Below are 14,161 nucleotides of genomic sequence, written 5' to 3' on the forward strand. Positions count from 1 at the left end.
CTTGCTACCCTTGACAAGGCCGACCGCGCGGATATCGAACTCGTCTGCAGGCCGTTCGCCGACCCCGGCACGCCCGAGGAGCCCCTGCCGGTCGGGCAGCCGGGTGAGGACGGATCCCCCGTCCTGGCTGTTCCGCAAGAATGGCCGCACGCCGGGGTCGTGGTTGATCTACGGCCGTGTGAGTGGCCGACACCGCTTCCGGCCGCGCACCGTGCCGCTGGCCGAACTCACGGCCTTCACGGGAGGTGGGACCGAGCAGCCGGTGACTGCCAATAGTCTTTCCGCCATCAGCCGCATCACTGATTACAACGAGCGGCAGGAGGCGCTCTGTAGGCTGCTCGACACCTTGACTGCCGATCCGATGCACCACGCTTGGCAGGAAGTCGACCGATGGCTGCAAACGATCCAGGGGCGTCTCCCGTTCGCCACTTTGAACGTACTGCAGCGCCTGTCGGAGCGGCCGGAGGCTCTGCTTGTCTTCTTGGCTCGCGCACCCGCCCCCCTGGTCGGAAGTATCCTTGCCATGCAGGACGAGTTGCCGTTCCTGTGGGCAGCACTGCCAATCCGCTCCTGGCTGCGCGCCTTCGCCACGGTCGAGCGCGGCCTCATTACGCTTCTGACTACGGGAGGGCAGGCTGAGGAAACTGCGCATTCCCTCGCCGCGCGCGTCGTGGACGCCACCCTGGTGCAGGTGGAGGAGGAGCATCCAGCCCTGAGCTGCACTTCGGTTCTCGTCCGCGAGCACTTGGGACGGGCGCGGGTCGACGACTGCACTCTGGCCCATTTGCGCGTGCCCTTCGTTCGGAACTCCGTGGCCGCGCGGCTGGCCGACCTGCGCATGGCCGTCAGGCGCCGGAACGACGGGCCGGAGTGGCCGGTCTGTCCCGACTTCCGCGACACGGTCACTGGGCTTCCGCAGGAGCATCTTGACCTGCCGGAGTCGGTTCGCCCTGTGCTCGACGCTCCCTTCGCCGCCGCCCGCATCGCGGCTGCGGGAACCCGCGTCGGCGGCGGTACGCTCCGTGCGCTGCGCCTGTGCCGCGCCTTCGATCCCGAGTGGTTCGACGACGCCTATGCGTTTGCCCTCGGCCTCACCCTATCCGAACCGGACATGATCCCGTCCTGGAGCGACTGATGCAGACCTCCCTCAACAGCCTGCTTTCCGCCCTCGCCGAACGCTCCGCCTATGCAGTGATCAGCCAGAGCGGCCTCGCGTCGGAGCCCCTGCGCGAACACCTGCGCCACCAGCTTGTCCACTTCCCCGGGTTGGGTGACTCGTACCTCGCCGACCCGGTTCTCGAGGCCGCATTCGGTTGGCAGCCGGCTGATCGCACGATGGAGGAGCTTGCTGGCGGGTTGCTCGACCCGCTGCTTGTCCGGATCCTCGATGGCGAGGGCATGGAGCGCCCCGACCCGGACCGGGAACCCTACCGGTTCGGCAAGACCTGGCGCCCCCACACGCACCAGCTTGAGGCTTGGCGGCGCCTCGCGGAGGATCCGCCACGCTCGGTGCTGGTCGCCAGCGGCACGGGGTCGGGTAAGACGGAGTGCTTCCTTATCCCGATTCTCAACGACCTCGCCCGGCAGGCGGCTGGGGGCGGCGCGTTGACCGGCGTGCAGGCGCTGTTCCTCTACCCTTTGAATGCGCTCATCAACAGCCAGCGCGACCGCCTGACCGACTGGACACACGGGTTCGACGGACGGGTGCGCTTCTGTCTCTACAACGGCGAGACGCCGAATGAGACGAAAGAGGACGAGCAGCGGCGCCGTCCTTCCGAGGTTCTCTCGCGCAAGCGGCTGCGCCAGGCCCCCCCGCCGATCCTGGTCACCAACGTGACCATGCTGGAATACATGTTGGTCCGCACCGAGGACGCGCCGATCCTCGCCAAGTCGCGGGGTAAGCTGCGCTGGATCGTGCTTGACGAGGCGCACACCTACATCGGCTCGCAGGCGGCGGAGCTGGCGCTTTTGCTGCGCCGGGTCATGCAGGCATTCGGCGTTGACGGAACCGAGGTGCGCTTCGTCGCGACGTCGGCGACGATCGGCGAAGGACCGGAGGTCGAAGGACGGCTGCGCCGCTTTCTGGCCGATCTGGCCGGGGTTCCGGAGGATCGGGTTCTGGTGATCACCGGCGCACGCGCAGTGCCCGACCTGCCGCGGCTGCTCGACGCGGACGCGGGCTCCCCGGCGGATCTCGCGGCGCTGCCGCCGGAGGAGGCTTTCGCCCGGCTGGCGGCGGATCCGGCGATGCGCGATCTTCGCCGCCGCCTTGTCGATGCGCCGATGAAGCTGAGCGATGCCGCCGGCATCGTGCTCGGCCACCGGGCCGAGCCGGCGACGACGCGGCGCGCCGGGAAAGGGCGCTCGCCATGATCGAGCAGGCGGGACGCGCACGGGCCGGCGGGCATCCCTTCCTGCCGCTGCGCCTCCACCTGTTCCACCGGGCGCAGGCCGGCTTCCGGGCCTGCGTGAATCCGGGCTGCCCGGGGCGTGACGGGACGCCTCTCGACACCCCTGCGTGGCGCTATGGCGCCGTGTTCGCACACGAGACGGAACGCTGCCCGCACTGCAACACGCCGGCCTTCGAGATCGTCGCCTGCACCGACTGCGGCGTGCCCTTGCTGATGGCCGAGGAGGCCGAGGACGGCACCTTGCGCGCCTGCCGGACTCTGGAGGACGTTGACGAGTTCAGCCAGGACATCGATCCGCCAGTGGCCGAGGGTGACGGGGACGGCGATGGCGGAGAAGACGGAGATGATGCGGCGATCGCGCTGGCACGGCGGCTCATCGTCGATCCCGCGCATCCCGATGCCAAGCGTGCTTGGCTCGACGGGACGCAGTCGCGCCTGCTCGACGGCGAAGCGCAGGGCGCGCTGCCGGTGGGGCTGTGTCACGACGGCGAATGCCCGGCTTGTGGATGCCGACGTGACGCGTCCGCGGCGGACCTGTTCCGCCCGGCACGGTTCGGCGCGCCCTTCCTGCTCGGCAACGCCGTGCCACAGCTCTTGGAGGCGTCGCCTGCCCGGGGCGGCGAGGAGCGCCTGCCGTTCGACGGACGCCAGCTCATCACCTTCACCGACAGCCGCCAGGGTACCGCGCGGTTCGCAGCGAAGCTTCAGCAGGACGGCGAGCGGAATTTCGTTCGCGGCGCCATCTATCACGCCGTCCAGGCCGCCGCCGCGGGTGGGCGCGAGGCCGAGATCGCGAAGATCGAAACCGAGATGAAGGCGTTCGAGGCAGCCTTGCACGTCGACGCGATCCGAGCCTTGTACGAGCAGAAGCAGCGCGAGATCGATGTCCTGAAGGCTGACGTTCCGGCTCCGGCATGGCGGGATGTGCAGCAGGTCCTGGCCGGACTGGATGACCTGCGGGAGTCGATGGTTGATCTCTGGCGGCGGTACGACAGCGACTTCAGCGACCCCTCGCGTCTGGCCGACTTCCAGCTCCTGCGCGAATTCGTTCGCCGGCCGAAGCGGCAGAACAGCGCCGAGACGATGGGACTCGTGTCGCTTCGCTTCGACACGATTGAGAACCTCAAGCCCTCGACGGTACCGGGGCCGTTCGTCGAACGCGGACTCGGGATCGCGGAGTGGCGGGATTTCCTCTACGTCGTGGTCACGCACTTGATCCGCGGCCGGTCGGTGGTGGGACTCGAACCCAAGCTCGCGCACTGGATCGGCCGGAAGATCTTCACCAAGCGGCTGAAGCGGCCGGGTGAGCCGGCGGCCGTACGGAGTGGCGAGATCGCTTGGCCCCGGGCAACGCGGGCGAGCCACACCAGCGGGATCATCCGGCTGCTGGCTGCTGGATTGAGGCTGGACCTCGCCGACCCCGCGGATCGCGACCGAATCAACGAGTGCCTGGACGCCGCCTACGGCCAGCTCCTCGGGTTGCGTGATCCCCAACGCCCGGATTTCGTGCTCGACCTGCGCAAGGCCCGCTTCGCTCCTATCGAGAAGGCTTGGCTCTGCCCGAGGACCCGCCGGGTGCTGGATCGCGCCTTCCTCGGCATCACGCCCTACATGCCGCTCGGCTCGCGCATCGAGGCGTTGCGCTGCGAACCCGTCTTGCTGCCGCGATTGCCCTTCCCGTGGCGGCGAAGCCGGGATGGCGCGGAGATCGCGGCGGATGCCGTCAAGGACTGGCTTTCCCGCGACGAACGGGTGCTTGCCGCCCGCGACAAGGGCATCTGGACGAACCTTCACGACCGCATCACCGAGGGCGCTCCCTACGTGCGGTCGGTCGAGCATTCGGCGCAACAGCCGAGCAGCCGCCTAAAGCGCTATGAACGAGCGTTCAAGGAGGGCCGGATCAACGTCCTCAACTGCTCCACGACCATGGAGATGGGCGTCGACATCGGCGGCCTCTCGACCGTCGTCATGACCAACGTCCCGCCGGCCCCGGCGAATTACCGCCAGCGCGTCGGCCGCGCAGGGCGCCGCGGCGAGGCACTGGCGATCGGGTTCACCTTCTGCAAGGACAACCCGCTGGGCTGGGCGGTCTTCCGCGAGCCGACCTGGCCCTTCCGGCACACCATCCGGCCGCCGTCGGTGTCGCTGGACAGCCCGGTCATCGTACAGCGGCACGTCAACGCGCTGCTGCTCAGCGCCTTCCTCCGGGACCATGCCACCGGATCGAACATCCCCAAACTGGAGGCAGGCGCTTTCTTCGAGCCGTCTCCCGAGGCGGAGGCCGAAGGGCGCGACGATTCGCTCGTCGCTGCGTTCCAGGCTTGGTGTGAAAACCCGGCCGGGCTTCCGGAGCGGGTCGCCACTGACGTCACGGTGCTTGTGTCCGGCACTTGTCTGGAGGGCCGCGCCGGTCTCCGCTTCGATACGGCGGTCGCGGTCGCCGAGGCCACCGCCGCCTGGCGGCGTGAGTGGCAGGCGCTCAAGGACACCAGGGCGGCGCTTGCCACCACCGAGGATGGTGCCCGCAAGGCGCTGGACGTCCAGCTCAAACGCCTGCGGGGAGCCTATCTCCTGTCTGAGCTTGCGTCGCGTAGCGTGCTGCCCGGCTACGGCTTTCCGACGGATGTTGTCTCGTTCGTCAACACGACCGCCGTCCGGCTGGCGGAAGCGGAGGGCGACGGCGGCTCCCGCGACGACAACCGGTTCACGGCACGCGGCTATCCGACCCGTCAGCTCAACTTGGCGATCCGCGACTACGCGCCAGGGTCGGACGTTGTCGTGGACGGTCTGGTCTACCGGTCGGCGGGCGTGACACTGAACTGGAAGCGTCCCGCCTCGGACGAGGGGGTGCGGGAGATCCAGGCGATCGGGTTCGCCTGGAAATGCCCGAGCTGCGGTGTTACGGACACCGCGCCTACGCAGCCGGAGCTGTGCAGCGCCTGCGGCAGCGAAGCGGTTGAGACCTACACCTATCTCCAGCCGGCCGGCTTCTCGGTCGACCTGCGCGAGAAACCCCACGCCGACATCACGCAGACGACTTACCTCCAGCCGATCAAGCCTTGGATTTCCGCGCGCAGCGGTCAGTGGATGTCGCTGCCGGATCCGGAGCTGGGGCGCTTCCGGGTGACGCGGACCGGGCACGTGTTTCACTTCGCACCTGGTGCCGGTGGCCATGGCTACGCCGTCTGTCTGCACTGTGGGCGCGCCGCCGCCGAGGGCGCGCGGGCTGGACAACCGGACGCGGTCATGCCCAAGGACCTTGTCAATCACTTGCCCTTGCGCGGTGCGACGAAGGCGATGCAGCATGACGGCGTCTGCCCGGGCGCAGACGCGACGTTCGGCATCAAGCGCCATTTGATGCTGGGCCACGGCATCGGCACGGACGTCCTTGAGCTGCAGATGCCGGAGTTGATGGACGATGCCGTAGCGACGTCGCTTGCGGTGGCTTTGCGCGAGGCGCTGGCGCGCCGCCTGGGTGTCGAGTTTTCGGAACTCGGGTGGGCATCGGTGCTGTCCCGCGCCGAGGGGCACGGGACATGCTACTCCCTGTTCCTCTACGATCTGGCGTCGGGGGGCGCCGGGTTCTCCAGCGCTGCCGGTGAGTTCGTGGACGACCTCCTTCGGGACGCCGACAGGATCCTCGATTGCCGGAACCCCGATTGCCTTTCGTCCTGCCACGCTTGTCTCTTGTCCCGTGATACTCAGTACGACGAGCCTAAGCTGGACCGGCGGAAGGCGCGGGAGTTCCTGCGAAACTCCGTCTTGCGCCGGCTTGACCTGCCGGCGGAGTTGGCCTTCTTCGGTTCGGGAGTGTCCAGTGCCGAGGTGCGGCCGCTGGTCCAGGCGATCGACCGGGCGATGCAGGCGCGTCCAGACGCTGCTCTCCAACTCTGGCTGGGCGGCTCGCCCGCCGACTGGGACTTTGTCTCCTGGCCTGCCCGCCCTCTGCTGGAAAAGTGGGGGGCCAAGGATCGCAACATCGTGCTGACCGTCTTGGAAAGCACGGCCGCGACGCTGACGTTCGGACAGAAGGTCGCACTGCGCAGCCTTTTGGAGCGGTCACGCGCCGGACTGTCCTCCGCCCCGGCCCTGCCCGAGGCCAGCGGGGCAGCGGTTCTCGCCCAGGTGCGTAGCGCCCTTGGCAATGAAGTCTGGGCCGTGGCCGATCCTGCGGCGCGGGTGCCCGATGCGGGTTGGGGGGAAGGACACGATGCTCCGGTCATCGTTGGACGTGGACCGGGACTGGGCACCGGCCCGGCCCGGCGCCTCGATCCGGACGAGCTGTTCAGGACGGAAACGGAACGGGCAGACCTGATCGAGATGGGCGGTGAAGCCAACGGTTCCGTCGACGGTTTTGGCCGACGCTTCTGGGCGCTGGTCCTCGAACGGAAGCCGGAGATTGGACAGCTGTTGCAGTCGGGCGGGCGCCTCGTCGAGGTCGTCTACCACGACCGTTACCTCTCCAGCCCCCTGCCGGTACGCCTGCTCTGCGAGGTGTTGCGGCCAGTGGCGGCGACCGGTCCGGCGGGACGAGTGGATGTTCTCGTGCGGACGCGTGGCCGCCGCTCTTTCGACCATGCTCCGCCGCCGGTCCAACTGCGAGATGATTGGGCGCATGTTGATCACAGGGACGCTGTGGTCGAGGCGGCGCTCGCCGACATCGGCCTGCGCGGGCGCATCGAAACCGGACAGATTCGGGACCTGCCGCACGGCCGTACCCTGTACCTACGCTGGGACAACGGCGGGGAGCTGAAGATTCACCTCGACCAGGGCTTCGGGCATTGGGAAACTACGCGTTCCGTCATGTTCCCCTTCACGGCACGCCCTGATGCGCAGAGCCGGGCTCTGCTCAATGCGCGCTTTGACATTCGCAACCGCACGGAGCACCCGATGCCGATCTTCGTGCTCGATATCGTCCTCGCCGCGACGGCCGGTGCGACGCAAGGAAATGAGCATCCGAGGTGATCAAGGTCCACGTTAGGTGATCGCATCCACCATGAGCCCGGAATCGTAATCTACGACTGGTCACAGATGGACACCAGGAAGGGCGAATGGTGGTTCTGCTCTGAGGAAGTGCAGGGCGCTGGCTGGTGCCGAGCAAGCCGTTGATGGCCTGGGTACAAGACCGTTCTCATTGAGGAGAAGTGAGTAGGTCCCCGCTCGGCACGCACCAGAACAGGCACCAGAAAAGCAGTTGGCGATTGGCGGCACGCAAGCGGCACGCAACCACACTCAAGGGCGCGGAAACGCTTGCAGCCATCTTGAGCGCTTCGTCGAGAAACCCTAGCGTTTCCGGCGCTGTCCGGATATTTTGCCGCCGCTCATAACGGTGTTGTCGTCGGTTCGAATCCGGCCGGGCCCACCAACCTTTCCTATCAGTTGAATCCTCCGCCATAGTGACGCACCCGCGCAGTCCCAGGGCTGATGTCGCGAACAGTGTCGTATGGGATCATCGGCGCGCCCCGCCTGAAGCCTTTTCGGCACAAGCTTGGCGGTTCCCCACAAATTTTGCTGCAAGCCCGAGAAAGTCTGGAATAAAGGATGCGCGGCGCGCGTTCGCACCCATATGCATCGGGTCTCCGCTTCGGTTGAAAGGCCGAACGGGCCGGCCCGGCCCTGGACATGCGACGCCGTGTCGTCCCGTCCGGCCTTGCGGCCGGAGGGTGAGGCCATGGCGTGAGCCGTGGCGTGATCGGTAAGGATCGGGTGCGCGGTTGAGCAAATTCGGGGTCGATCTGGAAGTCCACATCGCGTCCTTGCGGCGCTACGCGCGTGCGCTGATGCGCAACGGTGCGGATGCGGAGGATCTGGTGCAGGAGGCGCTGACGCGCGCGGTGGCGCGTGCCGACAGCTTCCAGGCGGGGACGAACCTGCGGGCATGGCTTTTCACCATCCTGCACAATGTCCACGTCAATCAGGTCCGATCCAAGGCCGCCCGGCCGCAGGAGGTCGACGTCGCCGACGTCGAATCGAAGCTGGTCACCCCGGCCCGGCAGGAAGAGCGTGTCGAACTGCGCGAGATGATGCGTGCGGTCGACGAGTTGCCGGAGGAACAGCGCAAGGTGCTGCTTCTGGTGGCGCTGGAGGGCCTGAAATACGACGAGGTCGCCGACATGCTCGGCGTGCCGATCGGGACCGTCATGTCGCGCCTGTCACGGGCGCGCGAGGCGGTGCGGGCGAAACTGGCGAACGAGGGTGGCGTCACCCTCCGGCGGGTGAAGTGATGAACGCGCATCAGGCTACTGGACGGGTCACCGAGGACGAACTCCACGCTTACGTGGATGGACAGCTGGACGGCAGCCGCCGTCTGGCTGTGGAGCGATGGCTGGCCGAGGATCCCGACGCGGCGCGCCGGGCGGATGATTACCGCGCCCAGGCGATGCTTCTGCACGAGATGTTCGACACCGTCCTGCGCGAGCCGCCGAGCGACACGGTTCAGGAACTGTCCGACAAGCTGAAGGGGCGCATCGCCTTCAACGACAACCGTCCGGCCTGGCACGCCCGCCCGCTGGTCCGGTTTGCCGCCGCGGTGATGCTGGTGGTCGCCGGTGCGGCCGGCGGCTGGATGGGCCGCGGCGCCGAGCAGCAGGCCGGCGCGCCCGTCGCCCAGCAGCGCCAGACGCTCGCCACCTTCGCCCAGGAAGCCACCCAGGCGCACCGCTTCTACACGTCGGACGAACGCTTCCAGGTGGAACTCGGCGCCGACAACCAGGACGAACTGAACGGCTGGCTCTCCAAGCGGGTCGGCCGCGACGTGTTCGGTCCCGATCTGGGCCGCGTCGGCTATCGGCTGATCGGTGGCCGGTCGCTGCCGACCGACATGGGCGCCGGCGCGCAGTACATGTACGCCAACGACGCCAACAAGCGGATCACCCTGTTCGTCGGCGCTCCCCAGAGCGGCAACCAGTCCAGCTTCAGCTTCACCCAGAACGGCGATGTCGCCACCTTCTACTGGGTGGAAGGGCAGCTGGCCTATGCGCTGGCCGGCCGGCTGTCGAAGGAGGAGCTGTTGGAGATCGCCAAGGCCGTCTACCAGGACGTCAAGGCCGGCCCGCCGCGGCGCGAACCGCCGCCGGAGCAACAGCAACCCCAGCCGCAGCAGCAGGAGCAGCCGGCCGGCGTGCAGCCGGTCAGCGACACGCACAAGCCGAAGGAAAGCTGAGGGGGAGGGGGCGTCTCGGACGCCCCCTTACCGTTTCAGCAGATACGCTTTCAGCCAGTCGCGCACCTCGCGGCAGACCGCTTCCGACGCCTCCTCCATCGCGTGGCCGGTTCCGGGGACCAGGACCAGCTTCTTAGGCTCCCGCGCCTTGCGGTGGACGTGCATGGAGCAGCTGGGCGACAGGATCTCGTCCGCTTCGCCGTGGACCAGCAGGATGGGGCAGGCCAGATCGGTCACCGGGTCTGTGCCGTACCCCTGGGTCGCCAGCGCAACCACGGTGCAGACGGCGCCGCGGTTGGAGGCCGCCGCCTGGATGACCACGGCGCCGCCGAAGGAATGGCCGACCAGCGCCACATGGTGGATGCCCTGGCGGCCGAGAAAGCTCAGACCGCACAGCACGTCGTACACCGCCTGCTCCAGGTCGCGCGGATCGCGGAAGCGCAGCCGCAGCGACGCGATGCCGTCGGCGGTCAGGTCTGCGGCCAGCCGCGGATAGAGCCCGCGCGCCGGCGTGTCGAAACCGCCGCCGACCCCGCCGACCCACAGCACCGCCAGTTCCCCGTCCGGAACCGGGTAGTAGCGGGCCTCCACCGGGCCGCGGTCGGTTTCCAGCGATGCCGGCCGGAACCCTTCGGTGTCGGCGATGCCCACAGTGGCGTCCAGAAGTGGCACGGCCGTCCTCCCTTCCGATCTTTGCTGCCGATGGTAACAACCGGAACGCCGCAGGGTTGCCGCGCATCAGGTCATGCGTAAGGCAACGAAGCCGCAACCCGGCTGTTCTCTGTCCACAGGCATTGCACAGACGGGAAAGGAGCGGCGATGGCGTCGAACAGTTTGACCGGGCGGGGCCGTTGGCCACAGTCGGACTCCCTGCGTTCGGGCTTGAGCCTGATCGGATCGGGCGATGCCGCGACCGGCGGCCGCTGGCTCGCCATGGTGGGCGGCACCGCGCTGGGCGTGCTGGGGCTCCAGCGGTCGGGTTGGGGCGGAGCGATGCTGGCATTGGGCGGCGCCGGCCTGTTCGCCGCCGGCGCCCTGGGGCTGCGGCCCTTCGGCGGCCGTTCCTTGCGCCCGGCGCCCGATTCCGGCGGCTGGCGCAGCCATGTCCCGGCATCGCGGCGGCGGTCGCTGACGCCGGAGCGCACGCAGGCGGTCGTCACCATCGCATCGGAACCGGGGACGGTGTTCCGCTTCTGGCGCAACTTCGCCAACCTGCCGAAGCTGATGCCGCAACTGGAGCGGGTCGACGTGCTGTCGGCCACCGAAAGCCGTTGGATCGCCATGTCCGGGGGGACGCCGGGCGGGGAGGCGCTGAGCTGGCGCTGCGTGCTCGACCGCGTCGACGAGGACCGGCTGCTGACCTGGCATACGGTGGGCGAGACGGCGCTGCCGCACCGTGCCTCGCTGATGCTGACCCCGGCACCGGGCGACCGCGGGACGGAGGTGCGGCTGACGCTGGTCTACCGCGTTCCGGCCACGGAGGTCGCGGCGCGTCTGGGCGTGACCCCGGAAGCGCAGGCGGAGGAGGCGCTGCGCCGGCTGAAGCAGCGGGTGGAGACGGGAGAGCTGTCCACCATCGACCGCCAGCCCCGCGGGAACGGCAGTGGGAATGGAGCGGCCAACGGCCCGTTTCGGGAGGCGATGGAATGAAGGCGCTCTGCTGGAACGGAACCAACGACCTGCGGGTGGAGCGCGTGCCCGACCCGGTTCTGGTCAATCCGCATGACGTGATCGTCAAGGTGGCGCTGTCGTCTGTCTGCGGGTCCGACCTGCATCTGATCGACGGCTATGTCCCCACCATGCGGCCCGGCGACATCATCGGCCACGAGTTTCCTGGGCGAGATCGTCGAGAAGGGGCCGGAGGTTCGTTATCTGAACCGCGGCGACCGGGTCATCACCATCTCGGTGATCGGCTGCGGCCATTGCGGCCATTGCCAGCATGGCGAAAGCTCGTTGTGCGACAACTCCAACCCCAACCCGGACTATGCCCGCACCGCCTACGGTCATTGCGGCGCCGGCATCTTCGGCTACAGCCACGCCTTCGGCGGCTATGCCGGCAGCCATGCCGAATATGTCCGGGTGCCCTACGCCGACTTCAACGCCGTCCGCGTTCCGGAAGGGGTGAGCGACGAGAAGGCGCTGTTCGTGTCCGACGCGGTGCCGACCGGCTACATGGCCGCCGACATGGCCGGCATCAAGCCCGGCGACGTTGTGGCGGTGTGGGGCTGCGGCGGCGTCGGCCAGATGGCGATTCGCAGCGCCTATCTGCTGGGAGCGGAGCGGGTGATCGGCATTGACCGCTTCCCCGATCGGCTGCGCGCCGCCCAGATGAAGGCGGGGGCGGAGACGCTGGACTACAGTCGGGTCGACATCTTCGACGCGCTGCAGGCGATGACCGGCGGGCGCGGTCCCGACGTGTGCATCGATGCCGTCGGCATGGAGGCCGACAGTGCATCCAACCCGGTGGAGGACCTCTACGACCGCGCCAAGCAGGCGGTGGGGCTGCAGACGGACCGGCCGGCTGTGCTGCGCCAGATGATCGAGAGCTGCCGCAAGGGCGGCACACTGTCGATCGTCGGCGTCTATGGCGGGCTGATCGACAAGTTCCCGATGGGGGCGGCGATGAACAAGGGCCTGACCTTCCGCATGGGCCAGCAGAACGGCCAGCGCTATGCCGAGCGGCTGTTCGAGCACATCCGCAAGGGCGAGCTGGACCCGTCATACCTGCTGACGCACCGGATGCCGCTGGACGAAGGGCCGCAGGGCTACCGCATGTTTCAAGGAGAAGACCGACGATTGCATGCGCGTCGTCTTCGCTCCGCAAGGTTAGAAGAGAAGGGAGAGCGCGATGGAACTGGTCTACGCCTATCCCGCCGAACGCGGTCGCGGTGTGGAGGCCGAGATCGTCGGCAGCCTGCGCGACCGCTTCGGAACCGTCGTGCAGACGGGGCGGGAGGAGCGCGATGCCGAACGCGGCGACCGTTCGGACGTGCTGGTGACGCTGGAGGTCACCGACGACAAGGTGGAAGCGGCGCTGACCGCGCTCCGCGCCCACCCCCTGGTGATCGACGCCGCCGCAGGGAGCTTCGGCGAGCGGGTTTGAGCGGGCGGTTGGTTCCTTGCGTGGTTAGACCCCCACCTAACCTCCCCCGCTCTCAGCGGACCTACGGTCCGCCTGCCGCGTCAGCACAAAGCATAGCTTTGTGCGAGAGCTGGGCGGGGGAGGGACTGCCGCCACTCCGCCAAACAAGCACTTGCCCCCTCCCCCGCCCAGCGGGGGAGGGTTGGGGTGGGGGCAATCGTAAGCCGACACTCCCCCGAAAACCCCATAGCCTCCGAGACAATTTCCCCCACTCGCAACGTGACCACGCAGCTCCGCCCCTGTTGACCATGACCGTAAGGCAAGTCCGCCTCACACCTTCGGGGGCCAGTCGCCGTGAGCATCTCCGCCGCAGTTTCATCCGTCGAACAGCCTAGCTCCACCCTCTCGCGCCGCTGGCCGATCGGGGTGGAGTTACAGCCGGGCGGCGCCCATGCGCGCGTCTGGGCGCCCAAGGCAAGCGGGTCGAACTGGTGGTCGAACCGGACGCGCGGGTGACGGCGCTGGAGGGTGAGGGGAACGGATATTTCTCCGGCGCCGTGGCGGGACTGGAGGCCGGCGGGCTCTACCGGTTCCGGCTCGATGGCGGCGAGACGCTCTATCCCGACCCGTTGTCGCGCTTCCAGCCCGACGGGCCGCATGGTCCCTCGCAGCTGGTCGATCCGCGCCGCTTCGCCTGGACCGACCGGGAGTGGCGCGGCCGGTCCATCAAGGGACAGGTGATCTACGAGATGCATATCGGCACCTTCACGCCGGAAGGCGGCTGGGACGCGGCGCTGCGGGAACTGCCGGCGCTGGCCGACCTCGGCGTCACGGTGCTGGAGTTGATGCCGGTGTCGGAGTTTCCCGGCCGCTTCGGCTGGGGCTATGACGGGGTGAACCTGTTCGCGCCAACCCGGCTCTACGGCGATCCCGACGCCATGCGCCGATTCGTGGACGAGGCGCACCGGCTGGGCCTCGCCGTCATTCTCGACGTCGTCTACAACCACCTCGGTCCCGACGGCAATTACCTGAAATGTTTCGCCGACGAGTATTTCACCGACCGTTACAGGAACGAGTGGGGCGAGGCGATCAACTTCGACGGTCCCAATTCCGCACCGGTGCGGGAGTTCTTCCTGTCCAACGCCGCCTTCTGGATCGAAGAATATCACTTGGACGGTCTGCGGCTGGACGCGACCCAGTCGATCTTCGACAGCGGCGAACCGCACATCCTGACCGAGATCTCCCGCACCGTTCGCAAGGCAGCCGGCGAACGCGCCACCATCCTGGTGGGGGAGAATGAGCCGCAACACGCCAGCATGGTGAAGCCGGCGGACGAGGGCGGCTGCGGGCTCTGCGCCATCTGGAACGACGATTTCCATCATTCGGCCATGGTGGCGCTTGACCGGCCGGACGGAGGCCTACTACACCGACTATCGCGGCACGCCGCAGGAGTTCGTGTCGGCGATGAAGCACGGCTTTCTCTATCAGGGGCAGTGGTATCGCTGG

Annotated in this window: 8 protein-coding genes and 2 pseudogenes; 9 read left to right on the forward strand and 1 reads right to left on the reverse strand. The window is 68.1% G+C overall.

Annotated features, from left to right (window positions below):
• Window positions 1–163 precede the first annotated feature (163 nt).
• The 5 genes from F1643_RS13335 to F1643_RS13355 all read left to right on the forward strand — a co-directional run bounded on the left by F1643_RS13335 (window position 164) and on the right by F1643_RS13355 (window position 9,573).
• On the forward strand, window positions 164–1,135 hold the full coding sequence (locus F1643_RS13335) for a hypothetical protein (protein WP_194913666.1): 972 nt from the start codon (window positions 164–166) through the stop codon (window positions 1,133–1,135).
• Entirely contained in the window at window positions 1,135–2,373 is a 1,239-nt protein-coding gene (locus F1643_RS13340) for a DEAD/DEAH box helicase (RefSeq protein WP_194913668.1), read from the forward strand. Before F1643_RS13335 ends, F1643_RS13340 begins: the two co-directional genes overlap by 1 nt.
• Window positions 2,370–7,376 (forward strand): helicase-related protein, encoded by a 5,007-nt coding sequence (locus tag F1643_RS13345; protein WP_194913671.1) that lies wholly within the window; start codon window positions 2,370–2,372, stop codon window positions 7,374–7,376. Before F1643_RS13340 ends, F1643_RS13345 begins: the two co-directional genes overlap by 4 nt.
• Before the next feature lie 749 nt (window positions 7,377–8,125).
• Window positions 8,126–8,635 (forward strand): sigma-70 family RNA polymerase sigma factor, encoded by a 510-nt coding sequence (locus F1643_RS13350; protein ID WP_014247310.1) that lies wholly within the window; start codon window positions 8,126–8,128, stop codon window positions 8,633–8,635.
• Window positions 8,635–9,573, forward strand: coding sequence for an anti-sigma factor (locus F1643_RS13355; RefSeq protein ID WP_194913672.1), 939 nt, complete (start codon window positions 8,635–8,637; stop codon window positions 9,571–9,573). The genes F1643_RS13350 and F1643_RS13355 overlap by 1 nt, the downstream gene beginning before the upstream one ends.
• Window positions 9,574–9,600: 27 nt before the next feature.
• Here the strand turns inward: F1643_RS13355 and F1643_RS13360 are convergent, their stop codons facing one another.
• Window positions 9,601–10,245: an alpha/beta hydrolase gene (locus F1643_RS13360; RefSeq protein ID WP_194913674.1), complete on the reverse strand. Its 645-nt coding sequence runs from the start codon at window positions 10,243–10,245 to the stop codon at window positions 9,601–9,603.
• A gap of 147 nt (window positions 10,246–10,392) precedes the next feature.
• Between F1643_RS13360 and F1643_RS13365 the strand changes: the two genes are divergently transcribed.
• The 4 genes and pseudogenes from F1643_RS13365 to F1643_RS23145 form a co-directional block, all read left to right on the forward strand.
• On the forward strand, window positions 10,393–11,223 hold the full coding sequence (locus F1643_RS13365; RefSeq protein WP_194913675.1) for an SRPBCC family protein: 831 nt from the start codon (window positions 10,393–10,395) through the stop codon (window positions 11,221–11,223).
• Window positions 11,220–12,403 (forward strand): annotated as a pseudogene (locus F1643_RS13370) (zinc-dependent alcohol dehydrogenase). The gene F1643_RS13365 and the pseudogene F1643_RS13370 overlap by 4 nt, the downstream one beginning before the upstream one ends.
• Before the next feature lie 18 nt (window positions 12,404–12,421).
• The gene (locus tag F1643_RS13375; protein ID WP_194913676.1) at window positions 12,422–12,676 is read left to right on the forward strand and encodes a hypothetical protein; all 255 of its coding nucleotides are present in this window, start codon (window positions 12,422–12,424) and stop codon (window positions 12,674–12,676) included.
• An 824-nt stretch (window positions 12,677–13,500) separates the two neighbouring features.
• Window positions 13,501–13,629 (forward strand): annotated as a pseudogene (locus F1643_RS23145) (hypothetical protein); the annotation flags it as partial.
• Window positions 13,630–14,161: the final 532 nt, after the last annotated feature.

Source organism: Azospirillum sp. INR13 (assembly GCF_015390205.1).
Taxonomy (GTDB): domain Bacteria; phylum Pseudomonadota; class Alphaproteobacteria; order Azospirillales; family Azospirillaceae; genus Azospirillum.

Excerpts from the sequence above, each read along its gene's own strand:
- F1643_RS13365 (WP_194913675.1), top strand. The coding sequence starts at position 10,393 with ATGGCGTCGAACAGTTTGACCGGGCGGGGCCGTTGGCCACAGTCGGAC.
- F1643_RS13340 (WP_194913668.1), top strand. The coding sequence starts at position 1,135 with ATGCAGACCTCCCTCAACAGCCTGCTTTCCGCCCTCGCCGAACGCTCC.
- F1643_RS13345 (WP_194913671.1), top strand. The coding sequence starts at position 2,370 with ATGATCGAGCAGGCGGGACGCGCACGGGCCGGCGGGCATCCCTTCCTG.
- F1643_RS13375 (WP_194913676.1), top strand. The coding sequence starts at position 12,422 with ATGGAACTGGTCTACGCCTATCCCGCCGAACGCGGTCGCGGTGTGGAG.
- F1643_RS13355 (WP_194913672.1), top strand. The coding sequence starts at position 8,635 with ATGAACGCGCATCAGGCTACTGGACGGGTCACCGAGGACGAACTCCAC.